The organism is Bacterioplanoides sp., assembly GCF_965219715.1.
Classification (GTDB): domain Bacteria; phylum Pseudomonadota; class Gammaproteobacteria; order Pseudomonadales; family Oceanobacteraceae; genus Bacterioplanoides.
The window spans coordinates 3,025,496-3,044,729 of record NZ_OZ244785.1 but is presented as its reverse complement, the minus strand read 5'-3'; the positions used below and the strand labels follow the sequence as shown (position 1 = coordinate 3,044,729).

The 19,234-nt window shown below is 51.4% G+C and carries 16 protein-coding genes; 9 read left to right on the top strand and 7 right to left on the bottom strand.

All coding sequences use genetic code 11. The features are described 5' to 3' along the window. The first annotated feature begins 152 nt into the window (after window positions 1–152). Genes ACOQOZ_RS14330 through ACOQOZ_RS14320 form a run of 3 tightly spaced genes read left to right on the top strand, consistent with a single transcriptional unit; the run spans window position 153 to window position 3,902 of the window. Complete coding sequence (locus ACOQOZ_RS14330; RefSeq protein ID WP_420588833.1) at window positions 153–1,067, top strand: hydroxymethylglutaryl-CoA lyase; 915 nt, start codon at window positions 153–155, stop codon at window positions 1,065–1,067. A 14-nt stretch (window positions 1,068–1,081) separates the two neighbouring features. Beyond that, window positions 1,082–3,139 (top strand): acetoacetate--CoA ligase, encoded by a 2,058-nt coding sequence (locus ACOQOZ_RS14325; RefSeq protein ID WP_420588832.1) that lies wholly within the window; start codon window positions 1,082–1,084, stop codon window positions 3,137–3,139. Next, the gene (locus ACOQOZ_RS14320) at window positions 3,132–3,902 is read left to right on the top strand and encodes an enoyl-CoA hydratase-related protein (RefSeq protein WP_420588831.1); all 771 of its coding nucleotides are present in this window, start codon (window positions 3,132–3,134) and stop codon (window positions 3,900–3,902) included. Before ACOQOZ_RS14325 ends, ACOQOZ_RS14320 begins: the two co-directional genes overlap by 8 nt. Before the next feature lie 115 nt (window positions 3,903–4,017). Here the strand turns inward: ACOQOZ_RS14320 and ACOQOZ_RS14315 are convergent, their stop codons facing one another. From ACOQOZ_RS14315 to ACOQOZ_RS14290, 6 genes are all read right to left on the bottom strand, one after another. Next, a complete protein-coding gene (locus tag ACOQOZ_RS14315; RefSeq protein WP_420588830.1) occupies window positions 4,018–5,328 on the bottom strand; it encodes a dicarboxylate/amino acid:cation symporter in 1,311 nt (436 codons plus the stop codon). A 220-nt stretch (window positions 5,329–5,548) separates the two neighbouring features. Next, window positions 5,549–7,036 (bottom strand): aldehyde dehydrogenase, encoded by a 1,488-nt coding sequence (locus ACOQOZ_RS14310; protein WP_420588829.1) that lies wholly within the window; start codon window positions 7,034–7,036, stop codon window positions 5,549–5,551. A 19-nt stretch (window positions 7,037–7,055) separates the two neighbouring features. Beyond that, the gene (locus ACOQOZ_RS14305) at window positions 7,056–8,087 is read right to left on the bottom strand and encodes an LLM class flavin-dependent oxidoreductase (RefSeq protein WP_420588828.1); all 1,032 of its coding nucleotides are present in this window, start codon (window positions 8,085–8,087) and stop codon (window positions 7,056–7,058) included. A gap of 21 nt (window positions 8,088–8,108) precedes the next feature. Continuing rightward, window positions 8,109–9,014, bottom strand: coding sequence for a flavin reductase family protein (locus ACOQOZ_RS14300; protein WP_420588827.1), 906 nt, complete (start codon window positions 9,012–9,014; stop codon window positions 8,109–8,111). Next, window positions 9,011–9,841, bottom strand: coding sequence for an alpha/beta fold hydrolase (locus ACOQOZ_RS14295; RefSeq protein ID WP_420588826.1), 831 nt, complete (start codon window positions 9,839–9,841; stop codon window positions 9,011–9,013). Before ACOQOZ_RS14295 ends, ACOQOZ_RS14300 begins: the two co-directional genes overlap by 4 nt. Then, entirely contained in the window at window positions 9,813–10,412 is a 600-nt protein-coding gene (locus tag ACOQOZ_RS14290; protein WP_420588825.1) for an amino acid synthesis family protein, read from the bottom strand. The genes ACOQOZ_RS14295 and ACOQOZ_RS14290 overlap by 29 nt, the downstream gene beginning before the upstream one ends. A gap of 159 nt (window positions 10,413–10,571) precedes the next feature. Here ACOQOZ_RS14290 and ACOQOZ_RS14285 point away from each other — a divergent pair, with 159 nt between their 5' ends. The 4 genes from ACOQOZ_RS14285 (at window position 10,572) to ACOQOZ_RS14270 (ending at window position 15,268) form a co-directional block, all read left to right on the top strand. Further along, window positions 10,572–11,228, top strand: coding sequence for a GntR family transcriptional regulator (locus ACOQOZ_RS14285; RefSeq protein WP_420588824.1), 657 nt, complete (start codon window positions 10,572–10,574; stop codon window positions 11,226–11,228). 12 nt (window positions 11,229–11,240) lie between these two features. Next, a complete protein-coding gene (locus tag ACOQOZ_RS14280; RefSeq protein WP_420588823.1) occupies window positions 11,241–11,621 on the top strand; it encodes a carboxymuconolactone decarboxylase family protein in 381 nt (126 codons plus the stop codon). A 174-nt stretch (window positions 11,622–11,795) separates the two neighbouring features. Continuing rightward, window positions 11,796–13,259, top strand: coding sequence for an NAD-dependent succinate-semialdehyde dehydrogenase (locus tag ACOQOZ_RS14275; protein ID WP_420588822.1), 1,464 nt, complete (start codon window positions 11,796–11,798; stop codon window positions 13,257–13,259). A 395-nt stretch (window positions 13,260–13,654) separates the two neighbouring features. After that, the gene (locus ACOQOZ_RS14270) at window positions 13,655–15,268 is read left to right on the top strand and encodes a BCCT family transporter (RefSeq protein WP_420588821.1); all 1,614 of its coding nucleotides are present in this window, start codon (window positions 13,655–13,657) and stop codon (window positions 15,266–15,268) included. An 86-nt stretch (window positions 15,269–15,354) separates the two neighbouring features. Here the strand turns inward: ACOQOZ_RS14270 and ACOQOZ_RS14265 are convergent, their stop codons facing one another. Then, window positions 15,355–17,592 carry a bifunctional metallophosphatase/5'-nucleotidase gene (locus ACOQOZ_RS14265; protein WP_420588820.1) on the bottom strand — a complete coding sequence of 746 codons (2,238 nt, stop codon included), beginning with the start codon at window positions 17,590–17,592 and terminating at the stop codon, window positions 15,355–15,357. Between the two features lie 200 nt (window positions 17,593–17,792). On the opposite strand from ACOQOZ_RS14265, the gene rsmG reads away from it, so the two are divergent. Beyond that, a complete protein-coding gene (gene rsmG, locus ACOQOZ_RS14260) occupies window positions 17,793–18,434 on the top strand; it encodes a 16S rRNA (guanine(527)-N(7))-methyltransferase RsmG (RefSeq protein WP_420588819.1) in 642 nt (213 codons plus the stop codon). A gap of 26 nt (window positions 18,435–18,460) precedes the next feature. Continuing rightward, complete coding sequence (locus tag ACOQOZ_RS14255) at window positions 18,461–19,225, top strand: ParA family protein (protein ID WP_420588818.1); 765 nt, start codon at window positions 18,461–18,463, stop codon at window positions 19,223–19,225. Window positions 19,226–19,234 lie beyond the last annotated feature (9 nt).

The following is a 19,234-nucleotide window of genomic DNA, read 5'->3' as shown; positions in this document are numbered from 1 at the left end:
TTTAACATTAAAGTCTGGTGACTCGTTGCTTTTTCAAAGCCAGCAACAGGATGTTGCGAGTGCATAGAGATCACAGGGATGTGGCTTTCTATGCACCGACTGAAAAAGTAATGGGTTGTCAGGCTTGGTGTCGAACCCCGAAAGGTTTGCGAATGATGAAAAAAGAAAAAATAAAAATCGTCGAAGTAGGCGCCCGCGATGGCCTGCAAAATGAAAAGCAGGAGCTGTCGGTTGAACTGAAGGTTGAGCTGATCGAACGTCTGGCAGCGTGTGGTTTAACCACCATCGAATCAGGCAGCTTTGTCTCACCGAAATGGGTACCACAAATGGCGGGCAGCGATCAGGTGCTGCAACAACTGAATGCCAGTCCTAAGCGCAGCAAAGCGGTGAAATACGCAGCGCTGACGCCTAACCTGCAGGGATTAGAAGGCGCGTTAGCCGCTAACGCAGATGAAGTGGCAGTATTCACCGCCGCCTCCGATGTCTTCACGCAAAAGAATATTAATTGCACGGTTCAGCAAAGTCTGGAGCGAATTCGCCCGGTGCTGGATCACGCCCGTACCGTCGGTTTGCCGGTGCGCGGTTATGTTTCCACTGTGATGGGTTGTCCGTATCAGGGCGAAGTGGATGTGAATAAAGTTGTCGATGTTGCCCAGGCTCTGCTGGATATGGGCTGCTATGAAATTTCCCTCGGCGACACCATTGGTGTCGGCACGCCAGCCAAAACCCAACAACTGATTCGTACGCTGGCGATGCATTTGCCGATGTCGCAGCTGGCGGTGCATTTCCACGATACCTATGGCCAGGCGCTGGCCAATATCTACGCCGCACTGGAGCTGGGTATTCGTACTGTGGATAGCTCGGTTGCTGGTCTGGGCGGTTGCCCTTACGCCAAAGGCGCCTCTGGTAATGTCGCCACCGAAGACGTGGTGTATATGCTTAACGGCCTGGGTTACGACTCGAGTGTGGATCTGCAGGCGCTGGCACAAACCGGAGCCTGGATTAGTGAACAATTAAACCGTCCGAACGGCAGCAAAGCCGGTCTGGCTATCGCGGCGAATCAATAAGCGGGTAAAGAAACATGACTCAGGATTTATTGTGGCAAGCCAGCACGGAGCGCAAACAAGCATCGAATATGCAGGCTTTCCTCGAGCGGGCCAACAGCGAATATTCCCTTAATCTGAGCAGCTATGCAGAACTGCATCAGTGGAGTGTGGAGCAACGCGAAGCCTTCTGGTCTTTGTTGTGGCGCTACGCTCAGGTGGAAGCCCAGACTCCTTATGACAGCGTATTAAGCAACGGCGATAAGATGCCGGGTGCAAGCTGGTTTGAAGGCGCACGATTAAACTTCGCTGAGAACCTGCTGGCGCCCGCCAACAATTCTGATCTGGCAAATAAAGCCGCTCTGGTTTTCCGCAATGAAGACCCTGATACCCGGGTTGAGATCAGTTACGCCGAACTGTATCTGCAGGTCGCCAAAGCGGCTCGCGCTATGCGTGCTTTGGGAGTGGTTGCTGGTGATCGTGTCGCAGCCTTTATGCCTAACTGCCCACAAACATTGATCGGTATGTTGGCTGCAACCAGCATTGGTGCGGTGTTTTCATCCTGTTCGCCGGACTTTGGTATTCAGGGTGTGTTGGATCGTTTTGGTCAGATCAAACCTAAGTTACTGCTGGCTACCCAGGGCTATTTATACGCTGGTAAAAAGATCGACTGTGGTGAGCGGGTTCAGGCCATTGCTGAATCGTTAAACCTGGATGCTGAGCAATTAATCTCAGTGCCTTATGTTGGTCTAGAGAATGAATTTGCTCAGCCAGAGCAGTCGATCCTTTGGAGCGATTTCTTAAACTCTTCCCTTAATAACGATGCCAGCGATATTGATTTTGAAGCTCTGCCTTTCGACCACCCGCTTTATATTATGTACAGCTCGGGTACCACCGGCGTGCCGAAATGCATCGTGCATGGTGCGGGTGGCACTCTGCTGCAACACAAAAAAGAACTGCTGCTGCACACCGATGTAAAAGCAGATGATGTGCTGTTCTACTTCACCACTTGTGGCTGGATGATGTGGAACTGGCTGGTGTCGGGCTTATCCACTGGCGCAACCGTGCTGCTGTTTGATGGTTCGCCGTTCCATCAGGATGGTGAAGCTAACCCTGAGGTGATGTGGAATATTGCCCAGCAGGAAGGCATCACGATTTTTGGTACCAGCGCCAAATACATCAGTGCGCTGGAAAAGGCTGGTGTTAAACCTGCGGCCTCTCACGAGCATAAAGTTCGCACCCTGCTCTCCACCGGCTCACCGCTGGCTCACGAAAGCTTCGATTATGTGTATCGTGATATTGCGGTTGAATCTGATGGCCAGGCCGACCTGGCGTTATGTTCGATCTCCGGCGGTACCGATATTATTTCCTGCTTCGCCTTGGGCAATCCGTTGTTACCTGTGTATCGCGGTGAACTGCAGTGCTTTGGTTTGGGGATGGACGTTCAGACCTGGAATGACGATGGGAGCAAGTCCAACGTCGGCGAAAAAGGCGAACTGGTATGTGCCCAGGCCTTCCCTTCGATGCCAGTGGGTTTCTGGAACGATGACTGCTCTGAAATACCTTACGGCCAGAAATACCATAACGCTTATTTTGATCAGTTCACGAATGTGTGGGCGCATGGAGACTATGCAGAGGTGACCCCACACGGCGGCCTGATTATTCATGGTCGCAGCGACGCGGTGTTAAACCCGGGTGGTGTGCGTATTGGTACCGCCGAGATTTATCGTCAGGTTGAGAAGCTGGATGAAGTGGTGGAAAGTCTCGCCATCGGCCAGCAATGGCAGGACGATGTCCGGGTTGTGCTGTTTGTCGTTTTATCCAAAGAAGCTCTGGCATCTGGTTTGCAAAACAACGAAATGACTGATGAATTGCGTCAGAAAATCCGTCAGCAGATCCGCGCTAACTGCACTCCACGCCATGTTCCGGCGAAGGTGATTGCGGTACCGGAATTACCTCGTACCATTTCCGGCAAGCTGGTGGAACTGGCAGTGCGCAATGTGGTGCATGGTGATCCGGTGAAAAACACCGATGCTTTGGCCAACCCACAGGCACTGGCGCACTTTAAAGATATTGAGGAGTTAGCACATGACTGATCCTTTAGTCATTGAACGAGTTCAGGACGATGCCGGCAATAACAGCATTGCTCTGATTACTCTGAACCGTCCGGAGATTAAAAACGCGATTTCCGATGCCGATGTGATCGACGCCTTTGATGCCATGGTCGATCAGCTTAATGCGGATGGCAGTGTCAAAGTCGCTGTCTTCACCGGTGAGGGAGATATCTTCTCCGGCGGCGGCAATATCAAAGCGATGAAAAATCGCACCGGTATGTTTGCGGGCGATGTTGAGCAACTGCAGAAAAACTATAAGCAGTTTATTCAGCGAATTCCGCTGGCTTTTGCTCGTCTGCAAGTGCCGGTCATTGCTGCGGTAAATGGCCCGGCGGTTGGTGCTGGCAATGATATGGTGTGTATGTGTGATATCGCCATCGCCAGTAACAAAGCCACCTTCTCCGAGAGTTTTATCAAGCTGGGTATTATCCCCGGTGACGGCGGCGCCTGGTTATTACCGCGCCGAGTTGGTATGCAAAAAGCGATGGAAATGGCATTAACCGGTCGTGCATTTTCTGCCGATGAAGCCTTAGCCATGGGACTGGTATCCCGTGTGGTAGAACACGATCAGCTGGTGGGTAATGCCTTAGGTCTGGCGCGTCAGATGGCGACTAACGATGCCCGTTGTTTACGTGAAACCAAACGCTTATTCCGTGAGGCGCAAAGCCAGACGCTGGAGCAGGCGCTCGATAGTGCCGCAACGATACAAGGCATTTTGCATCACGAACCATCTTTTAAGTTATAAAATCCGTAGGTTGGGGTGAGCTTTGCGAACCCCAGCGATCAAATTTTAAAAAAGAGGTCTTTTTGTTCTCATGTTGGGGTTCGCAGAGCTCACCCCAACCTACACAATTATTTGATCAGGCCCATCTCTGCATCACGGTACAGGCGACCAAATCCCCGGTCACGTTAACTGAGGTCCGGCACATATCGAGAATCCGGTCGACACCTAAAATCAGTGCAATGCCTTCCGCCGGGATGCCCACGCTATTCAGCACTGTCGCCAGAATCACGATACCAACACCCGGTGTTGACGGTGAGCCAATCGAGGCACCAACGGTCGTTACCGCCAGCAATAGAATTTCCTGAATCGATAAATCGACACCAAAGATCTGCGCCAGAAATACCGCGGCAATCACCTGGTATAGCGCTGTGCCGTCCATATTGACCGTGGCCCCCAGCGGCACAACAAATTTAGCCGTGCTGTCGTCGACTTTTAATTCTTTCTGGGCAGTTTGCAGCGATAGCGGCATCACAGCAGCGGAACTGGAGGTAGAGAATGCCAGCAGCTGAGCCGGACGAACCGCTCTGGCAAACGCCAGCACCGGGCGCTGAGCTAAGACTTTTACGATGGTCAGATAAGTTAAATACAGGCAGAACAACCCCAGTAATACGGTACCAACATAAGCCGACATACCCAATAAAACTTCCAGACCGACCTTGATGGAAATTTCGGTTAATAAACCAAATACCGCGTACGGTGCCAGCAGCATGGCCCAGCCGACGACTTTCATGGAAATTTCCTGCACGCCTTCCACCATATCGCGCAGCGCCGATACCCGTTTACGTGGCACGCTGGCCATCGCCAGCCCCATAAAGATGGCAAAAATAACCAGCTGCAACATGCTCTGCTCGTAAATCGCCCGGGTAATATTGGTCGGGATTAAACGCGAAATCTGGTCCGGTAGGGAGACATCCGTTGCCGGTGCTATCGAGGTTGGTACTGCTGTGTTGGTGTTAGCCATTAACGCATCGACATCGACGTAGTTACCCGGCTGAATCACCAGTGCCAGGGTAATACCAATGGTCACCGCTAAGGTGGTGGTTAATACAAAATACGGTGCGATTTTTAAACCGATGGATTTCAGGTTAGAGGTATCGCCGTTGCCGCCCACACCGAGCATAATCGAGCTGATCACCAGTGGAATCACCACCATCTGAATCATATTCAGGAAGATAGTGCCGGGCAGTTTCACCCATTCGGCGATGGAATAGGCGGTTTCTGCGGCGACCGCCTGGCCACCTTCCGGCGACAGCCAGGTACCAAACGCCACACCTAAAATCAGTGCTAATAAAATCTGAATCCACAGTTGGCGCTGTACCAGTTTGGCCAGATGTTCGACGCCCTCTCCTTCGTAGGTTTCCGGTACGTCTTTGTTAAATAACTTCATGAATCGTTTCCCTGGATTATCTGGCGCCATTTTAAGTAGCTGAGTATGGCGTGCGCTTAATCCAGATCAATCGACATAGCAGACAACAAGGTGAAACTGATTGTTGCGATTTGAGAACGGTAGTGAATGGGGAGTGGCAGAAAACGGAGGAAAAAAGCCCCACGGCAAAGTCGCTGTTGAGTGCCGTGGGGTTGAGGTTAAGAGCGAGTTAGGCAGAGAGTTAACGCATTACAAACGGGTTGCTCATCGGTTCGGATGAAGTGTTGATCCAGGTGGTTTTGGTGCGGATGTAATCCTGCACCGCCTGAATACCAGCCTCACGGCCGTAACCTGACTGGTTAATACCACCAAATGGTGCAATCGGAGAGGTCACCCGATAGGTATTAATCCAGCAGATACCCGATTGAATCTTGGCGGATACGCGATGTGCCCGGGCGATATTCTGGGTAAATACGCCGGAGCCGAGGCCATAAACACTGTCGTTTGCCATGGCGATGGCTTCTTCTTCGGTATCAAAAGCAACAATCGACATCACCGGGCCAAACATTTCGTTTTCCAGTGTGGCGATTTTGGTGTTCGGACATTCAACAATCGTCGGTTCGAAATAGTGTTCTGAACCATGTTGTGGTGCACGACGACCGCCGACACGAATGTTGGCGCCCTGCTCAACTGCGGTTTGCAGTGTGCGTTCGATACCTTCGATCTGCGCCATGGTGCACAGCGGTCCAACGTGGGTAGAGCTGTCCAGCGGGCTGCCAATGACGATCTGGCGAGTCTTTTCTTCAACCTTGCTCAGCACTTTTTCCAGTACTGAACGTTGAATAAAGGCACGTGAACCGGCCACACAAGACTGGCCGGAAGCACCGAAGTTACCGGCAATCAGGCCGTTAGCAGCACTTTCCAGGTCGGCATCTTCAAACACGATAATCGGCGACTTACCGCCCAGCTCCAGCGAGGTAACGGCGAAGCTTTCGGCGCTGTTACGCACCACGTGTTTGGCGGCTTCCGGACCACCGGTAAAGGCAAGGCGATCGATATCCGGGTGAGAGGTTAACGGAATTGCACAGTTCGGTGCGTCTCCGGTAATCACGGATACCACGCCATCCGGGAAACCTGCCTGCTGAATCAGCTTGGCTAATTCAAACATCGGCGCGGGTGCCATTTCAGAGGCTTTTAAGATCACAGTACAACCGGCAGCCAGTGCCGGGCCCAGTTTGGCAGCCGTCAGGAACATCTGAGCATTCCAGGGTACTACCGCAGCGACAACACCAATCGGAACCGGTGTGGTGAACACATGCATATCCGGCTTATCGATCGGCAGAGTCACACCTTCGATCTTGTCCGCCAGGCCTGCGTAGTAACGGTACCAGTTGCCAACGTAACGCGACTGGCTGACGGTTTCGGCGGCCAGCTTGCCGCTGTCGATGGTTTCAACTTCACCGATCTTTTCGGCGTTTTGTTCCACCAGTTCAGCCAGGCGGTACAGTAATGCACCACGCTGAGTCGCGGTCATTTCCGCCCATGGACCTTCGGTCAGGTTACGGCGTGCGGCGCTGACAGCACGTTCAACATCGGCGTGGCTGGCGCAGGCGAAGGTCGCCCAGGTTTCGCCGGTCGCCGGGTTGCTGGTTTCCATCACCTGTTGTTCGGAGCCATCAACCCAGTCGCCATCGATAAACAGCTGATAGTGAGGTAATTGATTTGTCATAGTCATTTCCCGTAGCGGATCAGCTGAAGGCTGGCATCACTTCGTCGATAAAGCGTTTCAGAGAAGTCTCTTTCTGCTCACGGCTCATGCCGCTGTCAGACCAGTAAGAAAACTCGTCATACCCCAGGTCTTCGTAGTGCTTCAGACGATCGATAATCTGCTGCGAAGTACCAATCATCAGATCACGACGCATGGCATCGGCGTTGTACATCGGATGAGCATCAATTTCTGCCTGGCTCAGCTGCTGGATCAGGCCTTGGTTAATCGGACGCTCATTTTTGAACCAGGCGCCAAAGTAACAGTAGAACTCATTCAGCTGTTTTGCTGCCTGGGCCAGCTCGGCTTCGTCTTTACCAACATAGGCGTGCTGCAGAATCATAATTTTCGGACGTTTTTTGTAGGTTTCGCAGGCCTGATTAAACTTCTCGATCAGACCTTCGACTTCCTCAATACCCTGCCACAGCGGTGTCACCTGCACGTTACAGTCGTTTTCAACAGCAAACTCATGGCTGTTGATATCACGTGCTGCCACCCAGATTGGCGGACCATCTTCGGTCAGTGGTTTTGGCGCCGAAGTGGTCTTCGGGAACTGGTAATGTTTACCGTCATGGGCGTAGTCACCGGCCCACAGGCCTTTAACCGCCGGCACCATTTCACGCAGACATTCACCTGCCTGCCAGGCATCCAGGTTGTCGGTCATACGCTCGTATTCAAACGAGTACGCACCGCGGGCGATGCCCAGCTCCAGACGACCCTGAGTCAGGATGTCGGTCATGGCCGCTTCGCCAGCCATTTTGATCGGATTCCAGAATGGTGCGACAACAGTACCTGTGCCCAGACGAGCATTCTTGGTGCGGTGTGCCAGATCCACCAGATTCAGAAACGGGTTGGGCGCGATGGTAAAGTTCATACCATGGTGCTCACCGGTCCAGATGGTGCACATGCCGCCCTGGTCGGCCATATCACACAGAGATAAAAACTCCTGATACAGCTGTTCCTGGGTTTGCTGTTCGTTCACCCGTTCCATGTGTGCAAAAAGAGAAAACTTCATGGGGTATCTCCAGAATTATTATTAGTGGATATCACCGGACTTTTCGTCACCGACGTATAAACGGAATACGCCGTTATGTTTTTCGTGCACGTAACGCAGCAGCATGCTTTGCACATCGGCGGAGCAAAACTGGATGTTTTTCAGTTCGTTAATACTGACGTATTCACAACCTTCAGTAACAACATCGTTGTCGGCTACGGCGCGGTAATAGCTGCTGAATGCCTGGGCTTCGGGGTTTTCATACACCGAATATACCGAGCTCACTTTGCAGCTCAGGCCCTTCTCTTTCAGGTATTGCTGAATGGTGTTTTTAGAACCCTGATCTTTGCTGGTGGATACCTGAGGCACGGTGTAACCCTGCTCGGTTTTCTTCAGCAGTAACTGGTTGTTGTGCTCAATAATGGCGCCCACTTTACCAATCAGGTGAGTCAGCTCTTCGGCTTTGTGTTCCATACCGAGGCTGAAGTAACCACCGCGGGAATAACCCAGACCTGGCTTATCATTGGCCGCAAAGTCCTGAATTTCACCAACCAGTAAAATATGGTCGCCCGCTGGAATGGTGTTAAAGGTCGAACAGGAGAAGTGCGCCACGGATCCGGCAATAATCGGACAACCGTTTTCGTCAGCGTGCCATTCGATGTCAGCAAAACGATCGCCCTTAGCGCTGGCGAAGGTGTTGGAAATATCCTGCTGATCTTCCGCCAGAATGTTAATGGCGAAATGTTTGCACTGATTAAACACTTCAAAGCTGGATAACTTATTGGATGGGCAAACCAGCAGTAGTGCCGGATCAACCGAAACCGAAGTAAAAGAGTTTGCGGTAAAGCCGACTTTTTCGCCGCTGTCGCTCACTGCCGTTACAACGGTTACACCCGTCATAAAAGAGCCAAAGGCATTGCGTAATTCGCGGGTATCGATTGTGCTCATACGTTGTTCCTCGCGTGTTGTTCACACTGGTCTGCAAATTCGAGCAGCAGCAGATTAATTTCGACCGGGTGCGTCATTTGCACCATGTGTCGGGAGTCTTTGATCACGGCGTAACGACCGTTGGCACAACGCTGCGCCATTTGCTGCGACATTTCTCCGGAGGAGTTGCTGTCGCCATCACCGGTAATAAAGATCGCCGGTACCGTCAGGGATGCCAGGTCATCATCGGATGGCCCGTCTTCCAGACTGAAAATCTGATAAGCCTGGGCATAACCGGCTGCCGGAGCGATGCTCAGCCACTGGCGGCACAGTTCAGCCATTTCCAGCTCAAGGCCTTGAGGCTCGGTGTTAAACCAGCGCGAAATCGGTGCGCTGACACGATCCAGCTGCGGGTTCTCGACCATCTCACGAGCACGTTGCTGCACCGCCTGGCGGGCTGTATCGCTGCGGCGGAAAATGGCATTCAGCGCAGCCACGCCGTTACACAACTGTGGGTAGCGGCTGGCAAAATCCAGCGCAATCATGGAACCCATGGAGTGACCAATAATGATCACCGGCGCCTGAATATCGGTTTCGATCCACTGGGCGATAGCGTCAACGTAACCGTTCAGTGTGGTTGAGCTGGCTGCTTCCAGCGAGCTGTCACCATGGCCCGGCATATCGACGGCATATACCGTGTGTTGTTTGCTCAGTTGCGGAATCTGGTGCAGCCAGGCTTCAGCCCGCAGGCCAACACCATGAACCAGCACCACCGGAGAGCCGGAGCCGACGCGAAAATACGCCAGCCCGTTGTCCGCCTTAAACCGCTGCAGGGTTGTCAACGTCATGGCCTAACTCCTGAAGTTCCTGATAGCGGTCACCAATACGGTGATGTGGACGGCCAGTGGTTGCACCACCCAATACAACAACGACTTCATCCGGACCCGGTGCATCGTTGATGTTGAATTGCAGGGTCAGGTAGTGGGAACGCTTACCACCGTCGTTCTTATCCATCATAGGTACCATAATCGGCGCGTTTGCCGGACCACGGGTATTGGTGAATGACAGGAAAGACTTAGCGCCGACGGCTTCACGGAAAATATTGCCGAAGTGCAGTGTGTGGATCAGTGCAGAGGCGTGTTCGATCTCACCATTCATACCCACTACGGCTGCTTTACCAAATGCTTCTACCTTTTCAGCACCACCGGCCATGGCAGCAATTTTGTCGGTCAGGATCTGACCTAATACCGGGCCATAGGCTTTTACTTCCGGTTTCAGGTCTTCAACAAAACGTCCGGCCCATGGGTTTTTAACAATGGCTGCGGCAGCAAACATGCGTGCTGGAGTCTCTGCTTCTTTAAAGCCTTCAATAAGTGTCTCTTCTTCAAAGCAGACGATTTTTCTGATTTCAGGTTTCATTTTGTGCTCGCTTCTGTCACATGTCGTTGTACGTTGTATTATGGTATACAATCATATAATCTGAACGCATGCAAACAAAGGTTAAGAAATATAGTAGTCTTGGTTCCTTAAATGCCTAGCGCAGAAAAACACGTAATAACTGTTTAAAAACCGGAATCGATGAGCAATATGTTGAAGGTAAGCCGTCCCAAAACACTGAAAGAGAGCGCCCTGGAATCACTGCGTGATGCTATTACCAGTGAAGTATTTAAGCCGGGTGAACGTCTGGTCGAGCGCACCCTGTGCGAAAGCATGGGTGTCAGCCGTACCGTCGTGCGTGAGTGTATTCGCCACTTAGAGAGTGAGCGTCTGGTGATTGGTGTCGCCAACGCTGGGTTTGCAGTAGCAACCATCAGCGAAGATGAAGTGAAAGAAATTTATGAGATCCGCACCATGCTGGAATGTTCAGCGGTGCAGGCTTGTGCAGAAAAAGCCGACAAGGCTGTGGTCGCCGAGCTGCGGAACCTGCGCAAGGAAATTGCTCAGTGCCTGAAAAAAGAAGACGTTATAGAAGGCCTGAAATTAACCACAGAATTTTATCACCTGATTTTTACCACCGGTGGCAAATACGTCGCCTGGGATCTGGTGGAACGTTTAAATGCACGGATCTCGCGCTTGCGGGCATTAACGCTGAGTACTGCTGAGCGCCGCACTAAAGGTCCGGAAAATTTAAACAGCATGATTGATGCAATTGAAAACAACGATTCTGAGCTAGCCAGAGAAATCTGTATCCGCCATCTGACGGAGGCTGCTGAGATTGCCTACCAATTAAATTAACGAGATACCAATATGGATAAAGCACTGTTTGAACTGGGGTTAAGCAAGCGACAAGCAACCCTGGGTGAAGATTACGTCAATGCGAATCTGGCAAAGGCGGATGAATTTAATTTGCCGTTCCAACAGGCAATGACCGAATGGTGCTGGGGTTTTGGCTGGGGTGACGAAGCCATTGATATGAAAACCCGCTCGTTAATGAATCTGACCATGATTGCGGCCCTCGGCAAAATGCACGAGTGGGAATTGCATCTGCGTGGCGCCGTGACCAATGGCGTAACCGTTGAAGAAATTCGCGCCGCGATTCATGCCATCGCCATTTATTGTGGTGTGCCTCAGGGCGTGGAATGTTTCCGTATCGCCCGGGACGTATTACAGGAACTGGAATTACTGTAACCGGCTCTTGGCTTATTACCGGCTGATTTAACGGTAACCGGGTATGACTGATGACTGCTTGTTGTGCCCGGTTAAATCCCAATATCTGTTCGCCCACGTTGATTAATCAGCACCTGAATACGTTTTATTTAGTGTATTCGGGCGGGTTCGCAGTGCTTTTTTCAGGATAAAACCATGTCCATTTTAAATTTAAACGATAGCGCGTTACTGAAAACCCAGTCTTATATTAATGGCCAGTGGCTGGATGCCAGCAGTGGTGACAGCTTTGCGGTAACCGATCCGGCAACGGGTGAAATCATCGCCCGTGTTGCCGACCTGGGTGCCAGCGAAACTCAACAGGCGATTGCCGCCGCGGACCAGGCATTAGCTGCCTGGAAAAATAAAACCGCCAAAGAAAGATCACAATTATTACGCGCCTGGTACGACCTGATGATTGAACATCAGGAAGACTTGGCGGCGATTATGACGGCGGAACAAGGCAAGGTGATCAGTGAATCCCGCGGCGAAGTATTATATGGCGCGTCTTTTGTTGAGTGGTTCGCGGAAGAAGCCAAACGGGTTTATGGTGATGTGATTCCACACACCACTCATAACCGTCGCTCGCTGGTTATTAAACAAGGTGTGGGTGTGGTCGCTGCGGTAACGCCGTGGAATTTCCCCAATGCGATGATTACCCGCAAAGCGGCGCCAGCGTTAGCAGCAGGCTGCACCATGGTATTAAAGCCTGCAGCAGAAACACCGCTATCGGCGTTGGCTCTGGCTGAATTAGCCGATCGTGCCGGTATTCCTGCCGGTGTATTTAATGTGGTTGTTGGTACCAATGCGGTTGCCATTGGTGGTGAATTAACTGCGAGTCCGATCGTTAAGAAATTTACCTTCACCGGTTCTACGCCGGTAGGCAAATTATTAATGAAGCAATGTGCCGATACGGTAAAACGTACGTCGATGGAATTAGGCGGCAACGCCCCGGTATTGGTGTTTGACGATGCTGATCTGGATAAAGCGGTTGATGGTGTGATTGCAGCAAAATATCGCAACGCCGGTCAGACCTGTATTTGTGCCAACCGGATTTTTGTTCAGGATTCCATCGCTGAAGCGTTTACCCAGCGCCTGACGGAAAAAGTAAATCAGTTTGTCTTAGGAAATGGTTTCGACGGCGCAACCACCATTGGCCCGTTAATTACTGAAAAAGCGGCGGCTAATGTGCATTCCTTAGTTGAAGATGCCAGAAGCAAAGGCGCAAATATTCACACTGGTGGCAATATCGATGGCCAGGGCGATTGTTTTTATCAGCCGACGGTTTTATCCAATTTAAATTCTGAGATGCGCATCAGCCGCGAAGAAATTTTTGGCCCGGTGGCGCCGATATTTACCTTTGCGACTGAAGAGCAGGCGATTGCGATGGCGAACGATACCGAGTTTGGTCTGGCGTCGTATGTGTTCACTAAAGATATGTCACGTATCTGGCGCGTTTCAGAAGCGATTGAATATGGCATGGTGGGTGTTAACGAAGTCGCGATCAGCTCGGAAGTGATTCCGTTTGGTGGTGTAAAAGAATCCGGTCAGGGGCGTGAAGGTTCTAAATACGGCCTGGAAGATTATCTCGAAGTTAAATACATCTGTATGGGTGATATCTGATGCCCTACTGTGATCTAGCGACGGCAGAATAATCGTACGATCGCGCAATAATAAATTCGTTATTGCGCGATTTTTTCATCGCAGTTTTTCCATTGTCTGAGATATAGCAGAAGCGTATTTCAGCCTTTTTATTAATGCATTTCCGCCGAAAATTATCGTTTTTCCGGCTTTTCCCGCCATTTTTTCCGCTTTAAAACCGACCAGATAAGTATGCAGTAATTTGTTCTCTGTGATTGGCATCTTATGGACTAAAACAGGGTTTGCGTGTTCGAGTTGTAGTATGGTATACCATATGACAAGTAGTTAATTTCTGCGATGGTTTGTTGATCTTACGACTCGTAAGTGGGTGCAGATGATCAACACAAATGAACAAAAATAAGAATGGAGCGTGCGTTATGCGGCCCAGTAAGTTGATAGCCAGTCAGGGTGTTTTCCACGGAATTCATCCAGGCATGGGAATCGCGTCAAAAGCCATGGTGCTGGCTTTTGTGTTATTCACCGTGCTGAATGTTGATTTTGCCAATGGCATCTACAGTGATGTCAAAAACTGGATACAAACCACCCTCAACTGGTATTACATTACCGTGGTGAGTCTGGTGTTGTTTTTCTCGGTTTGGGTAACCTTCAGCCGCTTCGGCAGTATTCGTTTGGGGAATGACGATGAAAAGCCGGAGTTTGGATTTGTTACCTGGTTCTCCATGTTATTCAGCTGCGCCATCGGTACCGGCATTTTGTTCTGGAGTATCGCTGAGCCAATTACCCACTTCCAGGGTAACCCTTTTATCGATATGGCCGGTATTCAGGCCAGTACCGCCGAAGCGGCTCAGGTCGCGATGCGTATCACTCTGTTCCACTGGGGTCTGCATGGTTGGGCTATCTATATTCTGGTTGGCTTGGCGCTGGCCTACTTCACCTACCGCCGTGGTTTACCACTAACAGTACGTTCGGCGCTGTACCCGATTCTGGGGGATCGTATTTACGGGCCAATTGGCCATGCGGTCGATTTGCTGGCGATCTTCAGTACCTTATTCGGTACCACCACCACACTGGGTTTGGGTGTGGCACAAATGAATGCCGGTCTGAACCACCTGTTTGATATCGAAATTTCCACGGCGACTCAGGTGGTTCTGATTGCTGTGATTTCGGTGATTGGTACTTTGTCTGCAGTTTCCGGTGTGGAAAAAGGCATTAAATTCCTCAGTGTCTGGAATATCCGCATCAGCGCCATTCTGATTCTGTTCTTCCTGTTTGCCGGTCCGACGGTATTCCTGCTCAGCATGTTTGTGACCAGTGTGGGCGACTATATGTGGAATATGATTCCGATGGGCTTCTGGACCGATACCAAACCGGGTAGCCAATGGCAGGGTTGGTGGACCATTTTCTATTGGGGCTGGTGGTTATCCTGGGGTCCGCTGGTAGGTATGTTTATCGCGCGTATTTCCCGTGGCCGTACCATTCGCCAGTTTATGTTAACCGCGCTGATTATCCCGCCACTGGGTGGCTTTATGTGGATTGTGATCTTCGGTGGTACCGCTCTGCATATGGAACTGTACGGTGTGGGTGGCATTGTTGAAGCGGTGAATAACGACATGACCCTGGCGCTGTATAAAACCATTGAAGCACTGAACGTTGAAGCGTTAACCGTACCAATGGCGGCACTGGCGACGCTGATGATCATCACCTGGTTTGTTACCTCCGCGGATTCCGGCACGTTGGTTATCTGTACCATTCTGTCGATGGGTGAGCGTAACCCTCCACAGCGTTTCCGTATTTTCTGGGGCCTGGGTCTGGGTGCGGTTGCGGCTGTATTACTGATGGCCGGTGGCCTGAAGGCACTGCAAACCGCCTCGATTGCCGCGGCACTGCCGTTCTCCGTGGTATTGCTGGCAATCTGTGTGGCGCTGGTGAAAGGATTAAACGACGAAGCTAACGGCGTTGTTTATGTTCCGCTCCCGGAAGAAGCGCAAGACGATCAGGATGAAACAACGATGGCGAAGTCGCCGGGTTAAATAAAACAGTGCAACCTGCCATGGAATTAGCTGGCAGGTTGCACCTGTTCCTCACTGGGCGTGACTAGTGTTATTCGCCAGCGTGACTAAAGCGCTGGAGCAACAAAGCTGCTGATGATACTCAGGTTCTGAATCCGGCGATCATCTTTAGCGGCCGTATCGGCGACGTTAAATGCCTTGGTGGCATTCGGGAAGTTGGCGATAAAATATTCCGCAACCGCATCCTGCTCACCACCGGTGTAGCTGAAGTTTGATTGCATACCAAAATCACAATTGCTTAATACCGGAAAATCTGGCGCATCGTTGTTGTCAGTGTCCGGGTCACCAAAGCCCACTGAGTTATACAGCTGACGACGGTTAGGCGCAGCCAGTTTGTCGAACGGGTAATCATCGCCACCGTTGGCCAGGAAGTTTAATGTCACCACCTGATAGGTGTTGGTTGCAGCTGCCTGAGCAACACCGCCAGTGTAAAGTGCGGTATCCGGGCTGCCATTGGCATCACTGTCGACCCACAGGTCAGCGATACGTGAGCCCGCTGTCTGTGCCGGGTTGAATGAGAACGAGATGCCACCCACTTGTGGGAACTGCCCTGGGGTAGCGCCATCTGAGGTTGCCGAAACGGCATGTTCCAGCAGCGTTTTCAGCTCGGTACCCGTTACATCAAGTACCACCAGACCATTGTCGAAACGTAATGTGCCACGGAAGTGACCTTCACTTACGTCGCCTGCTGCGGCTGCAACACCGTCGTTAAATGGCGGGAAAAATTCAGTGGTAACACCTGTGGTAACCGCGTTGCCGATTTCCGCACGGATACCACCACCGTTACGCAGCGCCAGTACATTGGTTAATTCATCGCAGTTTTTGGCGTAGGCAATCATGGCGTCGGACGTCAGGTTGCCGAGATTGGTTTCCTGAGTACGAACCTGGCTACGACGGCCTTCAAGATAGACATCGGTATGACCAACGACATTTTCGAACTGGGTTTTAATCACGGTCTGTACCGCGTCGCGGGTTTCAACCACGCGGCTATTGGCGCTACCACCCGACTTATTGACGTTTGCTGCTGTGCTGGCCCAGGCACCATTGATCGCTTCATCCAGTGATGCAGCAATAACATTGCCCTGATTATCAAACGGTACAACAAGACGTCCCAGATATTTGTAATCACCATCGACGTTAACCACCAGTGTTGGCTTGCCGTTCGCATCCGTGGTCTGGAACGGATAGCTCTCAGCAAAGGCATTATCTCCCGGGAACAGGCTATCGGTTGTATCACCCATACGGGTGTTCGAGCCGCCGGCAACAATGATATCGACGTCTTTCAGTTCTTTGGCTAATGCTTTTTCGATGCTGATTTGTTGCATGTGCGACAGCACGATGATTTTGTCTACGCCGTTTGCAGTCAGGGCATCAATAGCTGGTTGCAGGGCTGCCGCCAGTTCTTTAATCGCTTCGGTACTGCCGGCAATTTTCAGATCGCCGACGGACGTAATGTTCGGTAGTTGTGGCGTTGATGCGCCGACCAGACCAACTAATTCACCAGCAACCCGAACCACGGCGCTGGCCGCTACTTTGCCAGCTAGGCTGGTAGCGTGTTCGCCACTTTTACCGATGCTGAAGTCGCTCTCGCCAGTGAAGTCGATATTCGCTGCCAGATACGGGAATTGAGCGCCCGGGAAAGTTACGCCGTTACGGGATTCGCTGGAGATAGCATCTGCCAGTTCGCCCGGGCCCTGATCCAGCTCGTGGTTACCAACGGCTGAGGCAGCAACACCAAACTCATTCATCCACAGGTGATCAACATGACCCGGCTCGTTGCTGCCGGTCATCGCACGAACCGCGCTGTTCTCAGCGGCAAACCAGCGTGGCCCGGGAATGACGTTATCGCCCGAGGAAACAACCAGAGTGCTCTGACCGTATTTATCGTCATTGCGGAAACCATCGACCAGTGCTGAGAATTCGTCGACAGATGCCAGTGCGGTTGCTTCATTGCCATCGACATCGGCGAAGTGCAGCAGCTGCAACCAGAAGCCGTCTTTACACAGGTAGCTGGTGGACTCAATTTCGCTGGCTTCCAGTTTTTTGTTGGCGTTGGCATCAATTCCACTATCAACCTGAACACCGCCAAAGGCACACTGACTGCCAGTACCAATATTGGTGTGGGTAATCAGAGAATTCAGGCCGCTTGAACCGTTGGCTCCGCTGGCGCCATTGCTTCCGTTTTTACCATTTGCGCCGTCTTTGCCATCATCGCTGCCACAGCCTACCAAGGCGGTACACATTGCCAGCGCAAGCGTTGATTTCTTCCAACTCAGAGTATTCATCAGCATTCCTCTCTTCGGATTAACAGTTATTGAGATTGTGATGAACACTGACAAAGCTTTATGACAAACAGTTAACCGTTAGATTGCGGTTTGGTTTAGCCGCCCCTGCCGGGTTATTCAATCGCTGAGAACAGCGGCTTTAGCGGCCTTTTATGCTAAGATGCGCGGCTTTTCGTTGATAGCTTGCGAGCGAGATTTCCATGACAGTGCCTATAGAACAACTGACCGAGCAGATTGCCCGCGGTGCTCAGGCGATGAAGGTCGATTTATCGGTCGAGCAGCTGAATAAGCTCAGTGATTATCTGGCGCTGTTTATTAAGTGGAATAAGGCCTACAACCTGACCGCCATCCGTGATCCGCAACAAATGGTACCGTTGCACCTGCTTGATAGTCTGGTGGTGAACCGCTACGTGCAGGAAGCCAGCCTGATTGCCGATATCGGTACTGGCCCTGGTCTGCCCGGCATTGTGCTGGCGATCATGAATCCGGATAAAGAGTTTATGTTGCTCGACAGTAACGGCAAAAAAACCCGTTTCCTGTTTATGGCAAAAACCGCTCTGGGCCTCGACAACGTCACCATAGTGAACGATCGGGTTGAGGCGTATCATCCGCCGAAACCTTTCGATATGATTGTCAGCCGCGCCTTCGCCTCGTTATACGATATGACCCATTGGTGCCGACATCTGCGCGCCGAAGACGGTTGCTTTATGGCCATGAAAGGTCAGTATCCGGATGATGAAATCGCCGCTATCGAAAGCGACTTCAAGGTGGTGGAAAGCTTTAAGCTGGAAGTGCCGGGTGTTGATGGCGAACGTCATCTGTTACGAATACTGCCGAAATAACGTGCGCTGCATAAAGGAAGATTCCTGTGAGTAAAATTCTGGCGATTGCCAATCAGAAAGGTGGTGTGGGTAAAACCACCACAGCGGTGAATCTGGCTGCATCTCTGGTCGCCACTAAGCGTCGTGTTTTGCTGGTGGATCTGGATCCTCAGGGTAACGCCACCATGGGTTCCGGCATCGATAAGCACGATCTGGAATTATCGTTGTACGACGTATTAACCGGTGGTTGTCGTACCGCTGCTGCACTGCAAAAGGCAGAACCGGCAGGTTACGACTTATTGCCAGGCAATGGTGATCTGGTTGCTGCCGAAGTTGAACTGATGGAAGCCAGCCGCAAAGAGAGTCGTTTACGTGATGCACTGGGTGAAGTTCGTCCGGATTACGATTACATTCTGATCGACTGCCCGCCGTCATTAAATATGCTGACTCTGAATGCGCTGGTTGCCGCTCAGGGTGTATTGATTCCGATGCAGTGTGAATATTACGCACTGGAAGGTTTAAGCGCGTTGTTGCAAACCATCGAATCATTAAAAGAAAGTATTAACCCGAAACTGGAAATCGAAGGCCTGCTGCGCACCATGTATGATCCGCGTAACAGCCTGACCCAGGATGTGTCGGCGCAGTTGACCGAACATTTCGGAGATAAGGTTTATGGCACTGTGATTCCGCGTAACGTGCGTTTGGCGGAAGCCCCGAGCCATGGTTTACCAGCGCTGATATACGATAAAGCTTCCCGTGGTGCGGTGGCTTATCTGGCGCTGGCCGGCGAAATGAATCGTCGTAATAAATAATTGAGTTAA